This window comes from Fibrobacter sp. UWOV1 (assembly GCF_900142495.1).
Taxonomy (GTDB): Bacteria; Fibrobacterota; Fibrobacteria; order Fibrobacterales; family Fibrobacteraceae; genus Fibrobacter.
Genome location: NZ_FRBA01000001.1, coordinates 867,841 through 888,295 on the forward strand (window position 1 = coordinate 867,841; position 20,455 = coordinate 888,295).

9 protein-coding genes are annotated in these 20,455 nt (G+C 51.7%); 2 read left to right on the forward strand and 7 right to left on the reverse strand.

Annotation, left to right across the window (positions count from 1 at the left end):
- Positions 1-6 precede the first annotated feature (6 nt).
- From dnaB to BUC02_RS03650, 6 genes are all read right to left on the reverse strand, one after another.
- On the reverse strand, positions 7-1,419 hold the full coding sequence (gene dnaB, locus BUC02_RS03625; protein WP_073318949.1) for a replicative DNA helicase: 1,413 nt from the start codon (positions 1,417-1,419) through the stop codon (positions 7-9).
- Entirely contained in the window at positions 1,412-2,884 is a 1,473-nt protein-coding gene (locus tag BUC02_RS03630; protein WP_073318717.1) for a sigma-54 dependent transcriptional regulator, read from the reverse strand. The genes dnaB and BUC02_RS03630 overlap by 8 nt, the downstream gene beginning before the upstream one ends.
- 9 nt (positions 2,885-2,893) lie before the next feature.
- Positions 2,894-3,268, reverse strand: a complete 375-nt coding sequence (locus tag BUC02_RS03635) for a response regulator (RefSeq protein ID WP_073318720.1) — start codon at positions 3,266-3,268, stop codon at positions 2,894-2,896.
- Positions 3,268-5,619 carry a PAS domain-containing sensor histidine kinase gene (locus BUC02_RS03640; protein WP_073318723.1) on the reverse strand — a complete coding sequence of 784 codons (2,352 nt, stop codon included), beginning with the start codon at positions 5,617-5,619 and terminating at the stop codon, positions 3,268-3,270. Before BUC02_RS03640 ends, BUC02_RS03635 begins: the two co-directional genes overlap by 1 nt.
- Before the next feature lies 1 nt (position 5,620).
- The gene (locus BUC02_RS03645) at positions 5,621-11,491 is read right to left on the reverse strand and encodes a glycoside hydrolase family 9 protein (RefSeq protein WP_073318952.1); all 5,871 of its coding nucleotides are present in this window, start codon (positions 11,489-11,491) and stop codon (positions 5,621-5,623) included.
- A gap of 69 nt (positions 11,492-11,560) precedes the next feature.
- Positions 11,561-18,010, reverse strand: coding sequence for a glycoside hydrolase family 9 protein (locus BUC02_RS03650; protein ID WP_254794080.1), 6,450 nt, complete (start codon positions 18,008-18,010; stop codon positions 11,561-11,563).
- A 34-nt stretch (positions 18,011-18,044) separates the two neighbouring features.
- Between BUC02_RS03650 and BUC02_RS03655 the strand changes: the two genes are divergently transcribed.
- Positions 18,045-18,296, forward strand: coding sequence for a hypothetical protein (locus BUC02_RS03655; RefSeq protein WP_073318729.1), 252 nt, complete (start codon positions 18,045-18,047; stop codon positions 18,294-18,296).
- A gap of 94 nt (positions 18,297-18,390) precedes the next feature.
- Entirely contained in the window at positions 18,391-19,620 is a 1,230-nt protein-coding gene (locus BUC02_RS03660; RefSeq protein WP_073318731.1) for an ATP-binding protein, read from the forward strand.
- Positions 19,621-19,677: 57 nt separating this feature from the next.
- Here BUC02_RS03660 and BUC02_RS16105 read toward each other — a convergent pair whose 3' ends face one another.
- A complete protein-coding gene (locus BUC02_RS16105; protein ID WP_083564367.1) occupies positions 19,678-20,346 on the reverse strand; it encodes a hypothetical protein in 669 nt (222 codons plus the stop codon).
- Positions 20,347-20,455 lie beyond the last annotated feature (109 nt).

Below are 20,455 nucleotides of genomic sequence, written 5' to 3' on the forward strand. Positions count from 1 at the left end.
AACCCCTTAGTAACTTCCGAAATCCGTCGGGCCCATGTCGCTTGCGTCGTCGTAGGCATAGGCTTCGCCACCGCCTTCGCCTTCGGGGGCGGCATCGTAGAACGTGGTGTATTCCGGAATGAAGGTCATGGGAATATCCTTGACCGAACCGTTACGGTGCTTGGCCACAATCAGTTCTGCGGTATGCTTGTCTTCTTCGCGGTGGGTCTGCACGAACTTGCGTTCCACGAACCACACCATGTCGGCATCCTGTTCGATAGAACCCGATTCTCGAAGGTCAGAGAGCTGCGGGCGTTCGCGGCCCTTTTCTTCGACTTTACGGCTGAGCTGTGCGAGCGCGATAACCGGAATCTGCATCTCCTTTGCAAGAATCTTGAGGCCGCGGGAAATGGCACCGATAGCGACGGCACGGTTTTCTTCTTTACCCGTCTTCATGAGCTGCAGGTAGTCGATAATCAAAAGATCGAGCTTGCCTTTGCGTTTGAGCTGGCGGGCCTTGCTCATGAGTTCCATGATGCCGAGGTCTGCGTTATCGTCCACATAGAGCGGTGCCTTTTGAATCGGCGTCACGGCGGCAATCAACTTCTTCTTTTCGTCGCTGTTCAAGTAGCCGTTACGGAGCTTGCTCTGGTCGATTTGTGCCTGCGAGCAAAGCAGACGCTGGGCCAACTGCACGCCATCCATTTCGAGGCTGAAGAAGGCCACATTCTGCTGGAAGTTGATGGCCGCATTCGCCGCAATCGTCAAAGCGAAAGACGTCTTACCTACACCCGGGCGTGCCGCGAGAATAATCAAGTCGGACTTTTGCAGGCCGTTGGTGAGTTCGTCGAGTTCGGTAATGCCCGTGCGAATGCCTGTAATGCCGTCCTTGCGGTTGTTCAGGCGTTCCAAAAGAGGCGTCACAAAATTCTGGATCGGCTTCAGAGAATCGCGAATCTGGTCGTCGGCAATGGCGAAGATATCGCGTTCGGCATCTTGCAAGACCTCGTCGGGCACTGCCGCCGGGTCCATGGCATTCTTGATAACCGCAGAAGAAGATTTGATCAGCTTGCGGAGCGTCGCCTTCTTGCGCAAGAGTTCAATATGCCAGCTGGCGTTGGCCGAAGAGGCCACCGATTCCATGAGTTCGAACAGGTATTCGCGACCGCCCACCAGCGTAAGCTTGTTCATGGTCTCGAGCTCGGCTGCAAGCGTCACCAAGTCAATCGGCGTCACGTTGCGGTTGAGCGTACACAGGGCAGTCCAAATCAACTGATGCTTTTCCAGGTAGAAAAAGCTTTCGTCCTTGATAATCATGATGGCTTCGCCCATCACGTCAGGATCGCGCAAAATACTTCCAAGCAGGCAACGTTCAGCATCCAGGTCCATCGGGACCTGGCGGCCTTCGTAAGAATTCTGTTGATTTTCAAAATCAGGCATCGTCGCCATCCATCATAATCTTAAGTTCTTTCAATTTACGCCACAGGGTCGCGCGGCTAATGCCCAAGCGCTTGCAGACTTCGGTGCGGTTGCCGCCACACACGCTCAGGGCGCGCAGAATATGCCTGCGTTCCATTTCTTCGAGCGACAAGAGTTCGCCGTTATCTTCGGTTTCGGTGGCAGGCTTCTTTTCTGCTTTCGCGCTGCTTTCAAAAGAGATTCCCGGCAAGTCGATCGGTTCGGCTTCGATCACCTGGGGGTCGGCGTTGTGGTCGCCCTTGATGTGCGGAATCGCCATCGTCTGTTCGCGGGCGCAGGCCTGCACCTCTTCGGGCAAGTCTTCCAGGCGAATCACGCCGCCTTCGGCAAGTACGGTCGCATGCTCGATAATGTTTTCGAGTTCGCGAATGTTGCCCGGGTACGAATACTTAGTCAGCGCATACAGGGCCGCCGGTTCAAGGTCCACAATGTCCTTGCCCTGGGCGTCCTTGTTCTTCAAGATGAAATACTTGATCAGGTTCGGGAGCGCGGGCTTGCGTTCGCGGAGCGGGGGCAAAAGCAAATGGAATGTATTCAGGCGGTAGTAAAGGTCTTCGCGGAAGCGGCCTTCTTGCATGGCCTCTTGCAGGTCGCGGTTCGTTGCAGCAAGCACGCGCACGTCCAGGTACTGCGGCTGGGTATCGCCCACACGCCTGATTTCGTGGCTCTGTAAAAAACGTAAAAGCTTGACCTGGGTCGCCGCCGAGAGTTCGCCGACTTCGTCCAGAAAGAGCGTTCCGCCGTTTGCGGATTCGAACAGGCCCTTCTTGTCGGCGGTAGACCCCGTGTACGCACCCTTCTTACTTCCGAAGAGTTCGCTTTCGACCAGGTTTTCGGGAATGGCGCCACAGTTTACCGCCACAAACGGTTCGCCCGCACGTTTGCTGTAGCGGTGAATCACGTTAGCGAGGAATTCCTTGCCCGAGCCGGATTCGCCGGTAATGAGCACGGTGCTGTTCGTGGGAGCGACCTTGTAGACAGTCTTTAGAATCTTGCGCATTTCGGGGGTATTCCCCAAAAGGCCGTCCAGCACCTGGGATTCCATGAGCTGGTTGTTGGACTTGTTCAGTTGCTGGGCACGAACTTTTTGAGCCGTCGATTCAAGTTGAGATATCGAAATCGGCTTTTTGAGGAAGGTGTTTGCACCGCGGGTAATTGCAGAGGCGGCCCCTTGCCAGTTGCGGTCATCGCACAACACAAAGATTTCGATTCCAGGGTGGCGTTCCTTTAAAAAGCTCACCATGTCCATGTTGTCTTGCATTAAGAAAGGAACTTCGATAAACGCAAGGTCTATCGAATTCTTCTTGACGATGGGCATGAGGTCACTTTCGCGGGTGCAGGTGAACAAGGTTGTCCCCGCAACCGACCAAGAGTGCTGGATATCGCCGACAAATTTCTGATCCAAATCCGCGATCAGGATATTCATCGCGACCTACTACGAATGGCTCTTGATGATTTCTTCGACCTTCGCGCGAAGGGCTTGCAAGTCCACAGGCTTGTTGAAGGTTGCCGCGGCATCAAAGTGCTGGGCAGTCATCAGATAGTCTTCGGCAGAGGTACGGCCACCACCGCTCACGGCGATAGTGCGGTCACTCATGTTCAAGCGGCGCAGGTCCAAAATCACTTCGTAACCATCGACATCCGGCATAATGATGTCGGTAATGATCACGTCATAGGTCTTATTCTGGTAAAGAGCCTTGGCTTCCTTACCGTTCTTAGCCGTTTCCACATTGTAGCCCTTGATTTCAAGAGCGGACTTGAGCATCAAATTAAACTGCTCGTCGTCATCAATAATCAGGATCGTAGGCACTAGCCCTCCTTCGTTTCAGTTTCCATAGGCCAATATAGATAAAATGTAGTTCCTTTGCCCAAAATTGTCTGCACCGTAAAGTAGGCATTTCCCTCTTTTAACAGCCTTAAGGCAGAAGATAGACCAAGTCCCAGGCCTTCGCCGGGGGCCTTTGTCGTGAAAAACGGTGCAAAGATACGTTCAAGCGTTCCCGAATCCATGCCCGTACCCGTATCGGAGATTTCGAACTTGGCATAACTGCCCGCAGGTACCGGCGGAGCGTAGGGCGTTACCAGCTGGGATTCGAGGGTTTCAGGATAAAGTTTGAAGGTCAGCGAACCGCCGCCCGTTTCTTTCATGGCGAACAGGGCGTTGTTGGCGAGGTTACTGATAATGCGATCGAGAGAGGCCACAATGCCACGGATCTTGAGGCTCTTGTCGAGTTCTTCGCTATGCACCTTCACGTTAGGCGGCAAGGTCAGAGAAATCTTGCGGACCACATCTTCGATAATCATGTAAGGCGAGAACACGATCGCAGGCGTTGCCGCGTTCGCATTGCCGCGAATGGCGTTCAGCAGTTCGTTGAGCGAATCCTTGCCGCGCTGGGCGGCCTTTTTCGCTTCCGAAATAAACGTGTACACCTGGGACTGCTTATCTTCGATCACTTCCTGAGCAATTTCCAGGAAGCCGAGCTGCGAGCCCAAAATGTTGTTGTAGTCGTGCGCGAACGCGCCGCAAATGGTACCCAGTTCTTCGAGGCGGGAATGAATGAACTTCTGTTCGCGCAACATGTTCCGTTCGTATTCGAGCCTGCGCTGTTCGGTCATGTCGACCTTGAGGCAAAGCGTCTTGTAAGGAGCCTTGCCCGCCTGCAGAATCGGGATATACATGTTGTCGAAGGTCTGCACCAGTTCGCCCATACCCGTAAGGCGGTTCGCTTCGTCCTGCGAAATCTCGGCGCCGTCCTTGTCCTCGAACGAGGTGTACATCTTGACTTCGCCCTTTTCGCGGGCTTCCTTTTCGTAGACCGAAATATCTTCGTCGTTGTCGCGGGCGCCCTCGCGCGAGCCGCGTTTTTCCAAGTCCAAGCGGTTCTGCTTCTGGTAAACGCCGAGTTCGCTCTTGTACCACACTCTAAACGGCAAGGCGTTAATCAGCGTGTTCAGCACGTTTTCCTTTTCGACCTTGATAGACGCTTCCTTGTTCAAGCGGTCCTGATAGCGCACCAGGTCATGCGTGTATTCCACGTACTGCTCGTTCAAGGTTTTCAGGTTCTGCTGCAGCAAAAGCGTCTTGGACTGGTCCATGAAAAATGCGACATTCACAATCGTCATCAACGTCTGGCGGCACTTGAAGAAATAAATCTTCATCACATGGGTTTCGCCATTGATGTTCATGCGCACATCGCTATACACCGTCTCCCTGAAAAAGTCGAGGTTCGGCGGGAGCACGTTCTTGATGGACCTTCCACACAAACTAATAGAAGACTGGCCGAGCAACTTGGTTGCGCCGTGATTTACCGCCTTGATTTTTCCGGCTTCGTCATAATAGATGATACCGTCTTCGATCTTGTTGATCAGTTTCTGCAAGAACCAGTAGGCACCCATATCGCGGAACCTGGCCGAGGTATAGTATTGGCCGCAAAGAACCGCAATGAACAATGTAAGGAACTGGTGCCACACAAAGAACTGGAAACCGCCATTCCAGGCGCCATAGCCCTTGATCAGCGGAATCACGAAGTCGAACAGCACCGCCACCACAAGGCACACGCTCAGGCTACCCGCCATGTAGGCGCCGGTATGCAACACCGTCGGATCTAGCGAGCGTAGCGAACTGCGCATGAGCTGGTAAACAATCAGCAGGCATGGCGGCAAGAAGAACAGCAAATACACAACGGTGAACGTCTTGAATATCGGCATGTACGCAAACGGCAAGATTCCGAAAAAGTCAAAACCCGAAATGGTCTCGGGACTGACCACGAACAGGAACGTGAGGGCAATGACAATCATGATTCCCACAGAACCCGAAATCGTCTTGTACGGAGTGCGGTGGCTGAACAGCACCAGTTCGCCCATGTCGTAAAGGGCAACTCCCACGCGAACCCAGCAAAGCGCCTGCAAGCCAAAGATAAGCTGGCGGCCTATGTAATAGTTCGACATTTCGGGCGTGATGGTACCGCTGAAAAAGAGAATCCCCAAAATACTGCACGCATTCCAGGCGATGTTCGAAATCACCATCATGCGCAAGGGTTTCGGCAAGCGACGTGCCGTCATCTTGTGTTCAAGCAGTACCGGGTAGTAAAACGATACAAGAAGGGCTAGTACCGAAAGCACCAAAAGGTATGGAGAATCGGAATACAGGCTCTCTGCCATTTTACTTTACCCGTTTAATACCAAATGTGGATGTTTTATCGTAAGAGTTCTTACCGCTGAATTTTTCTGCGTTCGTGGAATTTTCATTCGGGACGAACTGCGTTTCCATATCCAATTTATAAATATACGCGCCCGTGGCAACAGCCCTACCCTGTTCAGACTGTAATCCGACGGCCGTATTTGCCCATTCCACGTAGAACACGATCTTGCCGGACGAAGACAGGTACACGCCAGACGGCACGCTGTACCTGCCAGCCAAGCGGTTCACGTAGCTACCCAGGTTGGTATAAATCGGCATGTTGTACTTGACCCGCAAGGAATCCCAGGCGGGCTCTTCGTTGCCCGAAGAACCTCTCGGGACAGTCATTTCGATTTTCCAGACCGCCCCCTGCACGCTTGCGGAATCGATACCCGCTGCAACCACCTGACCGTTCTGGATCAAGTCGAGCTTGTGGGTAGCGGGGTTCAGCACGTACATGCGCATGTTGTCTTGCGACGGCACCTGCGAACGCAATTCGCCGCCCGAACGGGACACCACGTCTTGCATGGTCACCACGAACTTGACCTGCGGATTGCCGCTGCTCAAGATCGGAATCCACGGAGAATTGGTTGCCGGCATATTGCCGTGCGCATCGCGCAGGGCACTGAATTCCTTTGGATGCAGGCGGACAAAGTCACCGTCGGTCACGGCGAGGCGGCTATCCTTGTCGTAAATGGCAGCCATGCTCGTCTTGGTGGCCGCAATGGTGAGCGTCTGCACCGAGCGCTTGTAAATGGCGGTGTCGACATCGGCAATCTTTTCGCGGTAATACACCAGCGAAGAATCCACGACAGCCACCGGTTCGCTCAGCACCATGTCGAGCATGTCGAATTTATCGGACTTGGACATGTCAATCGTCGCCGTCACGATCACGGGGCCGGCCAGGTCTTCGCCGAGCACGGAATTCGTCTCGTAAGAAGCGCCCTTGCCCAAGTGCTGGGCGACAAGGCCTGCGCCCGTAATATTCACGCCCTTCGAAGCGCCCTCGTAAGTACCGCTGGTAATGCCATAGGTAAAGGGCTTGGGCAAGTCAAGAACAGAAGTCATGCCGTCGGCAGCGTAAGTCGGAACCGTGCCCGCCACCCAAAGGGTTTCGGGAGCGGTACGGCCAAAGATTACCGAAATACTGTCCGGATAATGCTTCTGGTCAATGGCGCGGGCGTATTCAATGTAAACGCGTTCGGCAACGCCGTCTTCGTCGGCATCCGAAATAGAGGCATACGTCATGGGCACCGGAATCAGCTTCAAGGTAATCGGGAGCTTGGGCTGGCCGCAAGTGGCCGACACTTCGTTACCGCTCTTGTCCTTAATGGATGCATTCGACAGGAGCTGCGCGAACATGCCTTCGGTCACAATGGAATTGCCGCTGGCGTCAAAGCCGATTACAAATTCCCAGACGTTCATCGATTCGTTATAAATCTGCGTGAACTTGACCGTAGGCGCATTGACCGCTGTAGAACCGTTCGTTGCGAACAGCTGTGTAGGCCAATCGGTGCCCGGGCTAGAAATCGGTTCGCTAAACTGCATGTAAACGCGGTCACTTGTCGCGGTATCCAAGCGTTCCAACACCGAGACAGCCAACAACGTCGGCGCAATGCCGTCCTGGTAGAAGTCCGTATGGCTTTCGACCTTGCCGCCCACGTTAGAATACAGCGTAATGGAACCGCTCGGATTCGTGTTGATGGCGGTATCCTTGATGTTTGCCTTCACCACGATTTCCTTGCCGTTCTGGCTAATGACATCGGTCGTCTTGAGCGTGTCGCCATTATAAACGAACTGCACCGAGTTGAACGACTGGTTTTCCTGGTATTCGTTCGAAATCGTAATCTTTATGGCATCCGGCTTGTTGTCGCAATCCGTGTCGACCATCTTTGCGACATCGATAATCGGCCAAGGCGGCAGTTCCTCGATAATCAAATCAGCCATTGCAGGCTCGTAATCGAACTGGGTCGAGTTACCGACCTTCGCGAACAAGGTCGTCACCATCACCTGTTCGGAGCTTACGTAGAACGTCGCTTCGCCATTCACCAACTGGATGCTCGTAATAGGAATCGTCGAAGTTGCAGAACTCCAGAAGAGAACGTTTCCGCTGGTAGTGCCCAAAGTGAGCGTAACGTTCACCGTATCCAGAAGCTGGGCCAAGGAATCGAGCAATTGCACACGGACTTCGACCATCTTGGGTGTACCGCCCGCAGACGTCTGATAAGTCTTGTAAGAATTCTTGTCGAAGCTGAGATAGCGTTTTTCGAGCGGAGTCGTAATGGTATCGATTTCTACGTTGCTACGCACCACGGCGCAGGCGCAGTCGTACTTGTTTTCGGTCTTGTTATTAGCGCCATGGTTATGCCAGCTGACCCATTCCATGTAGTTGTTGCCGTAAGCAAGGTTCGTATCCTTGGCGAACACGTAAGAATCGGTACGGGTTCCGTTGTCGTAAATAAAGCTCTGCGGCTTACCGTTCATTTCAAGGTCATCCAGGAAACCCGTCGGCGAAACTTTGCTATAGCCTTCGTAACTTGTCTTGTAGTCTTCTTTTTCTACAGAATAGAACGGAGTCTTGAACGGCTTTTCGAATTCGAGCGTTACCGTGCGGCGAACCTGCGGACCATTTTCGGGAGTGTAATCCGGAGTGTAACCAAAGATATGCTTGCCATGGTAGAAAACTGCAATGTAGGGGTCTTCTGTAAAGGCAACGACCTTTTCGTTATTGGAATTGTATTCTAGGAAGGTTGTTTCCGAGCCCTTGAAGTAAGGCGCCTGGGTCAAATCTATCCCTTCAAAGTATACGGGATCGTCTTCAGCAGTGTGTGCCCGGAGCGACCAAGAACCTTCGATATCCTTATACTTCACCGTTTTTACACTGGGGTTATAATCATGGAATACGACCTGAATAATCAACTGTCCCGAAACTTCCAGAACACCCTTTACATTGATAGGCAAATAGTATCCACCCAAGCCGTCGGATTGAGCACTGCCAAACGTGATATTAATGGCCTTACCCATTTGGCCATCACCACCAAAGTTCTGATGGCAATTACCTAAAGCGGCAAGGTTAGGATCATTCAAGTACATGCGGACTTCGAAATCTTCAAAGGGCATAGTATCGTTGTTTGCAATAGACACGATAAACGCATGGCAGTCTTCCCAATTACTGCAAGCAGCCTCGTCACCATAGGAACTCGGTTTCACGAATATGGCAAGATCCGCATACGAGGCCTCGCTTTCGGTCGTAAAGCTGTAACCAGCGCCACCGTTATCGTCGCTAGACATTCCCGAAGAAACGCTAAAGTAGTAGGTTGTTCCTGCCTTAAGATCGGTCAATTCCACTTCGTGGAAGAGTACGGCGCCATCCTTTGCAGTTGCAGATTCGTTCAAGGCGCTCATAGAGGTTCCATATTTTACCACGCCGTTAGAACGGACATCGGTCCACCAGTAAATCTTGGCACTGCGGTGGTCCACCTGGCAAATCGTCACACCGCTAATATTAGGCTTCACATTGGTCATGGTAAACTGGTACCACTGACCATGGTTATCGTCCGTCGTCATGTTACGCTTGGTGTCCATACCCTCCAAGAAGAAGTAGTAGGTCTGGCCCATTTCAAGGCCTTCAAGCGTGACTTCGCCGCCCTTGGTTGCCTTGGTCTGTCCCACCGACTTTGCGCCGGCCAAATCCGGAGTCGTATTGTAGAACACCGTCACTAGGGCAACTTCGTTCGCATCCCAGCTTACAATAGCAGACGTCTCGGTAATCGGGGTACCTTGAATGTTACTGAACAAGGGGCCTTCGGCATCGATCGGGAGTGTCTGCGCCAAGCTCTGCGCCGGGAACAAGAACTGAGCCGTAAAATCGATACAGGTTTCGGTCGAGGTATATTTGTTCCAGTCTTCGATCAAAGTTTTGGTCGGTTCGCGTGCACCCATCAAGGCTCCAATCGGGCACTTGTACTTGTAGGGCATACTACCCGCGTTGTAACCATCAGGGTTCGAAGCACGGTTATGCGGATGCTGCGGATTCTTTTCACCGGCACCCATCAAGAACGAAATGTCCCAAGGGTTGGCACCCAAAATAAAGTACATGTTATCGAGAGCCACCTTCAAGTAGCGTTCATCGCCAGTAAGCTCATACATCAAGAAGATGGACACCGCAGTACCCATATTGTAGCGCATCACACCCCAGTCAAAGCTGGTCCATACCAAGTTGTAAGGTGTTATCACATGCAGTTTAGACGGGCCTTCGTGCGGATCTCCCGAGCCAACTCCCGGATTTTCGAGCACCAGAGAGTCGCCATCGTTCGTGCTGTTGTCAATAAGTTTTCTAAAGGTTGCCATGGTTCGCATCGAAAGCGAATCACGTTCCGTTTCAGAAAGCCCATACTCGGCAGCAACCGTAGGGTTACTTAAAATCATCTTCTGGAAAGCGAACAGCACATACGAATGAATGTTCTGGTAGTCCGTAGCCCAACCACCCGGCGTAAATCCACTCGTATTTCCTAGGAAGCCGGCCCTAAAGTAATCCAGGTTATAATGGTAGTTGGTTTCGTTGTCAAAAATATTCTTGTTTTTGTAAAGGTTATACTGATAAACGGTATCCTTTGTCGCATACCAAAGAGCTAAAGATGCGGCAGCGCCATCATCATAAAGAGGACCGCCACCGGTATAGAATCCAGGGAAAGCGGTATTACGGCCAGGTGAACCAGCCGTAATGTATTCATCGACCTGTTTCATCACCACATTTTCATAGATATCTTTTGCCGCCTCCAACAGAGAATCAGAATAAGCAGCATCATACACCTTGTAGCCCACCGCCACGTTTGCCATGGCAGCGGCAAACATGCCTGCCGTATTCGTACCGATATCCGTAAGCACTACACGGTCTGGGCCACCTTTAGACGGAGCCTGAGCATCTTGGCGTTCCGGCAAATCCCAAAAGGCATGGTCCACTTCATCGACGCCAACCGAATGGTACATATCACCCTGAGCAATCAGGCCATCTGCTTTAGACGCCCTATAAAGTTTTAAAAGATAGTCCGCACCGATTTTTGCTTCGTACAGCACATCGGGAATACCATCGGTAAACACCGTATCGGCATAGGAATTTCCGTAGCGGTCTTCGGCCTTGTCTTGGTAAGTCAGGTACACCATCGAAAGCACGTAAGTGGCATAGCCCAATGTTTCGGACACTTTAAAGTGGTCACCACAGTCATGCCAACCACCCGTCAAGTCATGTCCAATCTTGGAACCGTCTTTCAAGTGGCACGCGCCATGAAAGTGAGACTTGGTATTACCGCAACGCTGAATACCAAAGAACTGCAAAGACATTTCGAGAATCGAATTGAATATAGAAGGGTGAATATGGAACGTTGCCGAAGTATCGTTCCCCACCACCACAAAATATTCACCCGGCGTACTCGGTGCAAGCCCCGTAAAGTCGGCTCGATAAAGAGTTTCCTTTGCAGTACTGACTGAATCTTGACTACCGAACTCATACACACTCGATATCGAATTAAAAGCGCCGTTAATCCAGATGTTTGGCTTTACCACATTCTGCTTGATCAGGCTTAACGAACCGCTCCAGGCCTCGGCACCGCTATTGGCGTCAATCACCTGGAACTTTGTCGCCTTCGGGTCGGCCACATAGGCGTACTTGTAATCCTGCGGTCTAAAGCCACTCTGGTTTATTCGAATGGGCCTACGCGCAAACGCATTCAGCGAATCAAGATACCGACGGCTATGTACCTTGTCGGTACGGTCCAAATTAGGGAGTTCACTTGCCACGGCAAAGTCCACGGCAAAGAACATCAACAGTAATACAGCCTTTAACACTTTTTTCATAATCATACTCTTCCTCCCAAAATACTAAAAAAGAGAAAGAGCCTCCCCAGGCTCATTCTCCCCTACACTTTATTTTTTAGCCCTTCTGAAACCAAACGTCCTGGTAAACGTGTCGGAATCCTTCAGAGCCTCGGTGCGGTCACCATCGTCAGCCTTCGCCGGCAGATAATCGCTCTTCGCCTCGGTATTGAACTTCGCAATGTAAGGCCCAGTACCGATCTTCTTGCCCGTCGAACTTACAGGGTAATCTTCGGGGGCGCACCATTCCAGATACAAGGTCATGGTACTGGCCGCCGAAATGTATTCCTGCATGGTCGAAGACATGAACGAATACGTCGCCTTGTTTATGTAAGAACCAAGGTTACTGAAGACATCCATTTCGAGGTTGACCTTATAGTCGCGCTTGGCTTCGCCGAGTTCGGTCTTGTCGAGCACATCGGGCAAGGCGATTTCGATCATGAACGTCGGACCTGCATTGCGGTAACCCCTGATCGGAGCGCTAAACACATCGTGCAGTTTGCTGTCGCCTTCGGCAATCACAATCGTTTCTTCGTTCTTGTTAAGCGTCGTCAAGCGGAAGTTCACGTTCGGATCCAGCGGGATTCCACCGTAGTAAATGGAATCGGGGTTTCTGGACTTGGTCACGCCATCGACCGCCGTAATGGTGAACTTGATGTTAGACACCGTACCGGTCACAGGCACCCAAGGCGTTGCATAGCCAGGATACTGGCCCGCCATATCCTTGAAGTAACCCGTCTCGATATCCGAAATCAGGCGCACGGAGTCAGCAATCCAAATGGCTTCGTCATACTTGTGCCTGTAGCCCAGCTTTACCGTCGTCGAATTGGTCAGGTAGGTTACCGAGAGATTCGGGTTGCGGCTCGGGTTGAAGAACACACCCGCAGAACCGTCGCGGCTACGTTCCACCACATACGGGTGGCCGGCAACGGTATCGAGCGGTTCAGACATAGTCAAGGTCACGTAGTCGCGAGAACCGTAAGAATCGTCGTCCACGTCAAAGCCCTGCCACACCGCCGTCATAATAATCGGCGGGCACTTGTCGACCACCGGATAGAAGTTGTCAAAGAATCCGCCTTCGGGGCCAAGGCGCGGAGTCACACGGCCGTAGGTGCCGTACGGGCCTGTGGTTGCGCCGCGGGCAAATCCATTCACGGTATTGAACTTGATTGTAATGACAGACACCGTATCATTCTTGAGCACAGAATCAATCTTTACGACAGGCGTTGCGCCCGAAGAATCCACAGACGAGACCTTTTCCCAGCGTTCGCCGAATTCGAACGTATGTTCCCATTCCGGCTTCAGGTTCCTGATTTCGCCCTTCAAGCCCCATTCTACCACAAAGCTGTCGAGCATGTCCTTGTCGCGGAGTTTCTTGGCAAACTTCATGTAGAGTTCGTCGGCGTAGCCGTCGCCTTCGTTGTCGCGCATTTCGGCAAGCGTCACAGGTACCGGCCTCGGCGTTTCGACCACCTTGACTGTCTTACAGGCCAAGGACGGGTCGAGCAAGTTGTACGCATTGTCGGCCACGGAATTCGGCTTCACGGTGACAGTCACGCCTTCCTTGATAAACTGGCCGTTCGTGTTTCCAGAAAGCGCAAACATCCAGCTCTTGCCATCGTTACTGGTGGTAGCTCTACCCACCACGCTAAAGACAGCACCCGTAGCGCCCACAACTTCCAAGGGCCATTCCGTTTCAGACGCCAAGATCACCGGTTCGGTAAAGGCGACCATCAAGGTATCTTCCGGATATTCATGACCTTCGTTTTCGAGAATCGTCACGCTCAACAGCTGCGGCATAATGCCGTCGCCAATGGCCACCTTGGTCGCGTTGGTTGCACCTTCTGCCTTCAGGTAAACCGTAGCCTTTCCAGAGGGCGCCGCATTTTCGGCAATGCCAAGCGTTGCCGGTAAGTCAACCTGTACCTCGGACTTGTTGAGCGCCTTGGAGGCGTCTACCTTCAAGGTCACCGTGTCGGCCATGCCAGGCAAGAACACGCGAATGCTGTCGAAGCTATAGTCGCTAATGAGCGTGTTGCTGAACTCTACCAAGAGTTTGTCGGCCACGTTGTCGCAGTCGGTATCCTGGGCCAGCACCTTCGTGGGTTCGGGGTACTTGGCTTCGGCATAGAAGCTCTGCTTCGATACATCTTCTTCGTCGTCCGGGTCCACGTAAATCACCTGGATGGTGTCGCCCGCAAAGAACGAAATCTGATTGCCGTTTCTGGCTTCCGGCGCAATAGAAGTTGCCGTAATGGCAAATGCGCTCTTGAAGCTACCCGGGTTAGAGGCGTCTTCCACCATCTTCACCTTTAAGGTATCGTTCTTCTTGTTGTTCACAATCAGGACTTCGACCGGAGCAGAAGAACCGGCCTTGTCCTTGTCGTTCAGGTAAACATAGAAGCGAGTCTTGGACGGGTCGGCCGGCGATGTCACCGGGTTGCCCGATTCATCCTTGATCGTGAGCGAGGACTGCGTCATGTTACCGCGAGTGAACTGCACGTAGTAACTGCGGTTAATGAAAGCGCAGCCGCCGTTTTCGGCACATTCTTCGCATTCCGGGTTCGCTCCTGCGAAAATCGTCAAGTCAATCTTGTTGCTACCGATCTTCATCTTCACAGGAATATTCAAGGTCCAAAGGCCCGTCGAGTCAATGGGACCATCACCTCTCTTTACATTGTAGTGGGCAACGTCAACATTGTTTTCGGCATCGATCAAGAAGATTTCGTCACCGTATCTTTGGATATACGTCTTGATTTCTTGACCGTTCGCCCAGATGCGGGTAATGTAGCCCTGTTCCGAAACCTGGGCATAACCCTTCACGTACACGGTACTGCTAGTCTGGTCAATCTGCACGTAAGAACCGTCAGACACATTGAACGGAGCATCAAAATGCACATCCATTTCGTAATGGGCACGCTTCGTGGTCATTTCCTGACGAGACGGGCTGTAGCCCCAAATAAATTCATTCTTACGGTAAACTGTAATGAACTGGTTGATAGGAATATCCGTATCGAAGTCGCCGTAATCCTTGCTTTCGACCGGCATACCCGCATAATCGGCACCGTCTTTCAAGAATTCATGCGGAGCCCAGGACCAGTCACCCGTACTTGCATCTAGCTTTTTCTTTTGGCGTTGGCGGAGCGTTTCACAATGTACACCATCATTTGTAAGGCCATAAGAGAAATCGAAATCCAATCGGATTCTAGAAGCGGACTTCATTTCTGTAGGACCGAGAGGTACAGGGAAGTAGTAAGAATACTTGCCTGTGGCCGCATCATAGGTATCATTCAATTTTTGCGGCTGAGCATCTCTCATAAGCATGCGAACCGTATTGCCCACATCGTTGCCATTCTTGTCGAGGAGCGGATGGTTAAAGCCGGATTCATCGTAAGCCTGCAGAATGTCCGTATCTACAAGGAAGGCGCAATTTTCAACTTCTTCGGGCGTAGCCGTAAAGTACAAGCGCAATTCAAGACTATCAAAAGGTCGTGATTCATTATTGTAAATATTGAGGTCCAAGGCATCGAGCCCGTTGTCCATATACTGGTAGGCACGGACGCTAAAGTCGTACCACATTACCGGCGTGGTGAACTTGAGCATATCACCTGTCTTGTCGTTCACGTTGGTGCGCTGACCGTTACTTTCGACCATGTAGTAGTAAGTCGTCTGTTCCTTAAGGCCACCGATTCTTACATAATGGAACTTGGTCGGAATGCCAGACACATCGGCATTGCCTGCACCACTGTTAAAGGCGTAATCAGAGGCATTCGTATGCGGAACCGTATCCCAGTAAATCTTGGATTCATATTCGCCGTTCGGGGTGTACCACATGATTTCGGCACTGTCGCCAAACAGGTTACATACGGTCACGTTGGTAATCTGGGCACTTTCCACCGTATTGAGCGTAGTAAAGCTGAACGGAGTCTTGGTGCTATCGACCATGTACTTGGTGGTCTTGTTTTCCGGAACGTAGGCGTTCTGGCCCACAACATAAAAGTAGTATCCTGTTCCCGGTTGCAAGCCACGCAAGATAATTTCATGTTGCACGCCGGCCTTGCCGTCGTCGGTCGTCGCATTCACGCTCATGTCCGTTTCGCTAGTACCATAGTAGAGCGTCGCGGTACCGCGAGAAGAAAGCTTGACCATCACAATGGCAGAGTCCGCACTCACATGGCGAATTTCCACGTTCACACCAGGAGCGACCGTACGGTCGAACTTGGCAGAGGCAAGCATACCCGAGCTCACGAGCGTTGCTGCGGCGTCAATACAGGTTTCAGACTTATGATAGTCTTCCCAGCTTTTATTGTCAGGAACCATTGAATTATTCGTTCCCGGCACAACGCCACCATAAAGAGCTCCCACAGGCGGCCTGTACTTGTAAGAAGCACCCGGCATATTCTTGCCTTCGGGGTTGGCGGCACGGTGGTGCGGGTGAGCATCGTTCTTGTCACCAATACCCAGAATGTACGATACATCCCACGGGTTCACTCCCAACAAGTAGTTCAACTGGTTAATGGCCAACTGGTGCATTTCGTCAGCTTTCCAGTCCACAGCACCCATATTCGGGAGTGTCAAATTCTGCTTCTCGATATCCTTTGCCACATCGGCGTAGGCCAAGACTTCAAAGATATTGCCCGCCTGGTAACGGTTGTAAATCCAGTCCTGGTCAGTCTGCATGGAATACCAAATCGGGTCATACTTCACCTCATTCATTTTCCAGCCAATTCCATTCCAGCCAGTACTCTTAGGCAACACAATCGTCGCGGTACCTTTACTAACATCGCCCAAATTGAAAATCATGTTCACGATACAGTCTTCAATTGCGTTAAGGCGTTCCTCTGCAGTAAGTCCGTACTCGTTGATAGCCTTATTTTCGTCAGCAAGAATCAACTTATAAAGAGCATAGGTGGCATAGGCGTAAGAATTTGCCCAGCTGGTGTTCTTGCCATTTTTCAAGAAGCCCTTGTCCGGCGACACGAACCAACCGCCCTTGAAATAACCGGGACCATCTTGGTCCGGCATCTGCTGGCCTGTATACATTCCCGAGTTACGAATCATGTCGTCGGCGTATTCCTTTTCGCCCGTCGCATAAAGGAGGGCCACAGAAGCCAAAGCCATGTCATCCACGAATTCGTTGTTACCGTTATAGGCAGGGCTAGACCATCCTGCCGCCTTCTTGTTGTGCGTGAAAGATTTCCCTTGGGCAAGATCCTTACCGAACTTATACATTTCTCTAGCAACCTTTAAGCAGCTGTCAGCGAAAGGTTTATCGTATTCGGCGTACATTTTACCAAGAATAGCCAGACCTGCAGCCGTTTCGCCACCGATATTGGCACCGATTTCGCCCAAGCGCACCGTTCTAGAAAGCGGACCACCTCTACGAAGCGCCGGGTCACCCTTAGTAGGATCCAAAGGCAACTTATCCTGAGATTCCGGGCGGCCCCACCAACCATGGTCCGAACCGAAATCACCCACCGAAAGGGCCATGTCGTCAATCACGCCCTTGGCTCGTCTGTAAGAACGCAACACAAAGTCAGCACCATGCTTTGCTTCGCGCAACATGTCCGGGATACCATCCCTATTGACGGTTTCGCCATGGTTAAAGGCATAGTGGTCCTCATCGGCATCCGCATTGGTTGCCGCCAAAACCGCTGCCACCATAAAGGCATACATCTGAGTCTGGGATTCCTTCAAGTGGTCACCGCAGTCATAATAGCCGCCTTCCAGGGTCCCTGCCAGAGACTGGTCAAAAGCATATACACCGGAATCAGAAGAAGCTCCGCCATCCAAGGTATGGCTTGCCGGATGGAACCAGGAATCGCCATAACCGCTACGGTTAATTCCATAGAACTTCAGGGCAGCGTCCTTCACCATGGAATACACCTTATTGCTCACAATGAAGGTACTGGAAATATCGTTGCCCACCTTGATACGCAGTCGGGTTTCCGTAGGAACGTTGCCCGGAATACGACCAATCTGGATAATGCCGGACTGACCGGTAATATCCACCTGATAACGTTTCTGGTCATTGGTGGCCGCATTTGTACCAGCAATAATAGTCCAGTCAGAAGACGTTTGCTGACCGCTACTGGCAAATTCTCCCGTCACTTTCGGATCCAATGATTTACCATCGATATCCACCACTTCAAAAGAGCTCGCCGTTCCAATGTAGTAGAACTGCTTTTCGGGGTCGCTTTCCAAGTAACCGGCCTGGTTAATACGAATCGGCGACATGCGGTAATTAATCGCATCCAAATAAGCCTGGTTCAAGGTATCGGGAATAAGAGCGTTCGGTACGTAAGAGGCCGGAGTGCGGTTCTTGGGAACCATGTTGTGCTTAACCGTCACCGTTGTATCGTAATGATCAAAGACAGTCGTATCCCAAGTCAGTGGATAAACCGGACGTAGCAAATCGTAAGGAGTAGGTTGTTCCTGAGTTGCCGCCATGGCGGCCACGGCAGACATCGCGATAAGCATCGCAGACACAAGACACTTCATTTTAGGCACAATAGCCTCCTTTGTATACAACCAAATGGCGGATGCGGTCAGCACCCGTAAGCAAACGCCCAAATACACAAAATTAAAAATAGATTTATTGGTCAAAAAGCGGTTGCGTGAAAATCATAAAATGTTCGCTTTTTGCTCTCAAAAACGGCAATTTTCAATGATTTGGAACACGCCGTTTCGTATAAAAGATTTTGGTAAGAATTATGTAGAACAAAGCTTAAAAAAGTTTACAAAGATGGAAGCTAGAAGTCGATTTGGAATGAGGAATATGGGATGAAGGATGACTGCAGAAATATTTATGCAAATCTAAAATATGCTTTTACTTTTGCATAAAAAAAAATTATATATTTTAAGCAGAAAACGAGGTTTTTATGCTTTTTGAGCGCACCATAAAAAACACAATTTTACAGGCTAGCGAGACATTCCCTGTCGTCCTCCTGACTGGCCCCCGACAAGTTGGCAAATCCACCCTGCTAGAAAGTCTTGCCGAACCCGACCGCAAGCGAGTCTCCCTGGACAACCCAACCATTCGCGCCCTCGCTCAAAAGGACCCAGAATTATTTTTGCAAAGGTATTCGCCCCCCGTGCTTATTGACGAGGTGCAATATGCCCCGGAACTTTTCCCGTTCATCAAGATTCTTGTAGATAGCCGCAAACAAAGCGGGGACTTCTGGCTAACCGGTTCACAGATGTTCAGGACTATGAAAAACGTTTCGGAATCATTGGCAGGCCGTGCAGGTATAATCCCCATACAAGGTCTTAGCAACAGTGAAATAAACGGGTTCCACCCAGAAGCTTTTTCAACGGATCCGGAAAAGCTTCTCCCCCGCCTGCAATACGCCAAGGCGATGAACGTCTCAGAAATTTTTGCGCGAATTTTCCGCGGATCCATGCCCCGCCTTTACGAAAATAGCCGCGTCAGGTTGAGTACCTATTTCGAATCTTATCTTGATACATACATCAGCAGAGATATCCGGGATCTCGCCCAGGTCGGCGACGAGACCGCATTCCTGAAATTCGTCAAGGTCGTTGCCGCCCGCACCGCAACTAATCTGAACTACGACGCACTCGCAACAGAAACAGGGATTTCTGGGCCGACCGCCAAAGCATGGCTTTCTCTGTTAGTTTCCAGTGGACTTGTTACACTAATCGAGCCGTTCTACAACAACGCTCTCAAGCGCGTCATCAAGGCACCACGAATGTATTTTTCGGACACGGGCCTCTGTGCCCATCTGATGGGCTGGGGCAGCCCGCAAGTTCTCGAGAACAGTGCCATGAGTGGTGAATTTTTCGAGACCTGGGTCGTCATGGAGATTTACAAAAGTTTCCTGAATGCGGGCGAACGCCCCCCACTCTATTTCTACAGGGATTCCAACCGCAAGGAAATCGACCTTATCATTTACCGCGACGGAGCGGCCTACCCTATCGAAATCAAGAAAAGCACCACTCCTAAAGATGCAATAAAGAATTTCTCTGTCCTGAATCCAATACAGGAGACCGAAATAAAAACCGAAGTCGGGCAAGGAGCAGTCGTATGCCTCGCCAGCGACATCATTCCCATCGACAAGAAAAATTCCTACGTTCCTGCATGGGTGATATAGAAAAAACGGCACCCGCTCTGGGTACCGTTTTCAAAACCTTGTTTTAGAGGGCTTCGATTAGTCCTTGCCGGTGAAGATAATCACGAGCACGGAGGCAACGAAGGCGGCAGACACGATCAGGAATTCCCACGGGTTTTCCATGATAGAGGTCTTGGCAGAACCGGCAGAGCTGTTTTCGAGAGCAGCCTGTTCTTCGGCCTTGGCCTTGGCAGCTTCTTCGGCAGCCTTCTTTTCTTCTTCGGCCTTGGCGAGAGCGGCGCTGTCGACCGGGGCTTCTTCGGCCTTGGCTTCGAGCACTTCGGTCTTGGCGGTATCGGCCTTGGCGGTGTCGGCGGCGGCTACGGCTTCGGCCGGAGCGGCGGCGGAGTCAGCCGGTGCGGCAGCAGCGGCAGCAGAATCAGCAGGAGCAGCAGCCGGAGCGGCAGCTTCGGCAGCCTTGGCGGTGTCGGCAGCGGCAGGAGCAGCGGCGGCAGCCGGTGCGGCGGCGGGAGCCGGTTCAGCCTTGGCGGCTTCGGCAGCGGGTGCTGCAGCAGGAGCAGCAGCGGCAGCGGGCTGAGCAGCGGGGGCTGCGGCAGGAGCAGCTGCGGGAGCCGGCTTGGCGGCTTCGGCAGCAGGAGCGGCAGCGGCGGGCTTAGCGGCCGGAGCAGCTTCCTTCTTGGCAGCCGGGGCTGCAAAAACAACAGCAGAGGCAAGCATGGTTGCCAGCATGAGAGTCTTGATCTTCATAGTATCCTCTTCAGTTTAAACTTTTTACGATGTAAAAAATAGTACAAATTTCGGCCGTTCGCCAAGTTTTTTATAAAAAAAGTTCAAATTGTCCGCTATTTTCGTCTTT

Bases quoted from the DNA above. Each gene is read 5' to 3' on its own strand.
- dnaB (WP_073318949.1), bottom strand. From the start codon at position 1,419: ATGCCTGATTTTGAAAATCAACAGAATTCTTACGAAGGCCGCCAGGTC.
- BUC02_RS03630 (WP_073318717.1), bottom strand. From the start codon at position 2,884: ATGAATATCCTGATCGCGGATTTGGATCAGAAATTTGTCGGCGATATC.
- BUC02_RS03640 (WP_073318723.1), bottom strand. From the start codon at position 5,619: ATGGCAGAGAGCCTGTATTCCGATTCTCCATACCTTTTGGTGCTTTCG.
- BUC02_RS03645 (WP_073318952.1), bottom strand. From the start codon at position 11,491: ATGAAAAAAGTGTTAAAGGCTGTATTACTGTTGATGTTCTTTGCCGTG.
- BUC02_RS03650 (WP_254794080.1), bottom strand. From the start codon at position 18,010: ATGAAGTGTCTTGTGTCTGCGATGCTTATCGCGATGTCTGCCGTGGCC.
- BUC02_RS03655 (WP_073318729.1), top strand. From the start codon at position 18,045: ATGGCGGATGCGGTCAGCACCCGTAAGCAAACGCCCAAATACACAAAA.
- BUC02_RS03660 (WP_073318731.1), top strand. From the start codon at position 18,391: ATGCTTTTTGAGCGCACCATAAAAAACACAATTTTACAGGCTAGCGAG.
- BUC02_RS16105 (WP_083564367.1), bottom strand. From the start codon at position 20,346: ATGAAGATCAAGACTCTCATGCTGGCAACCATGCTTGCCTCTGCTGTT.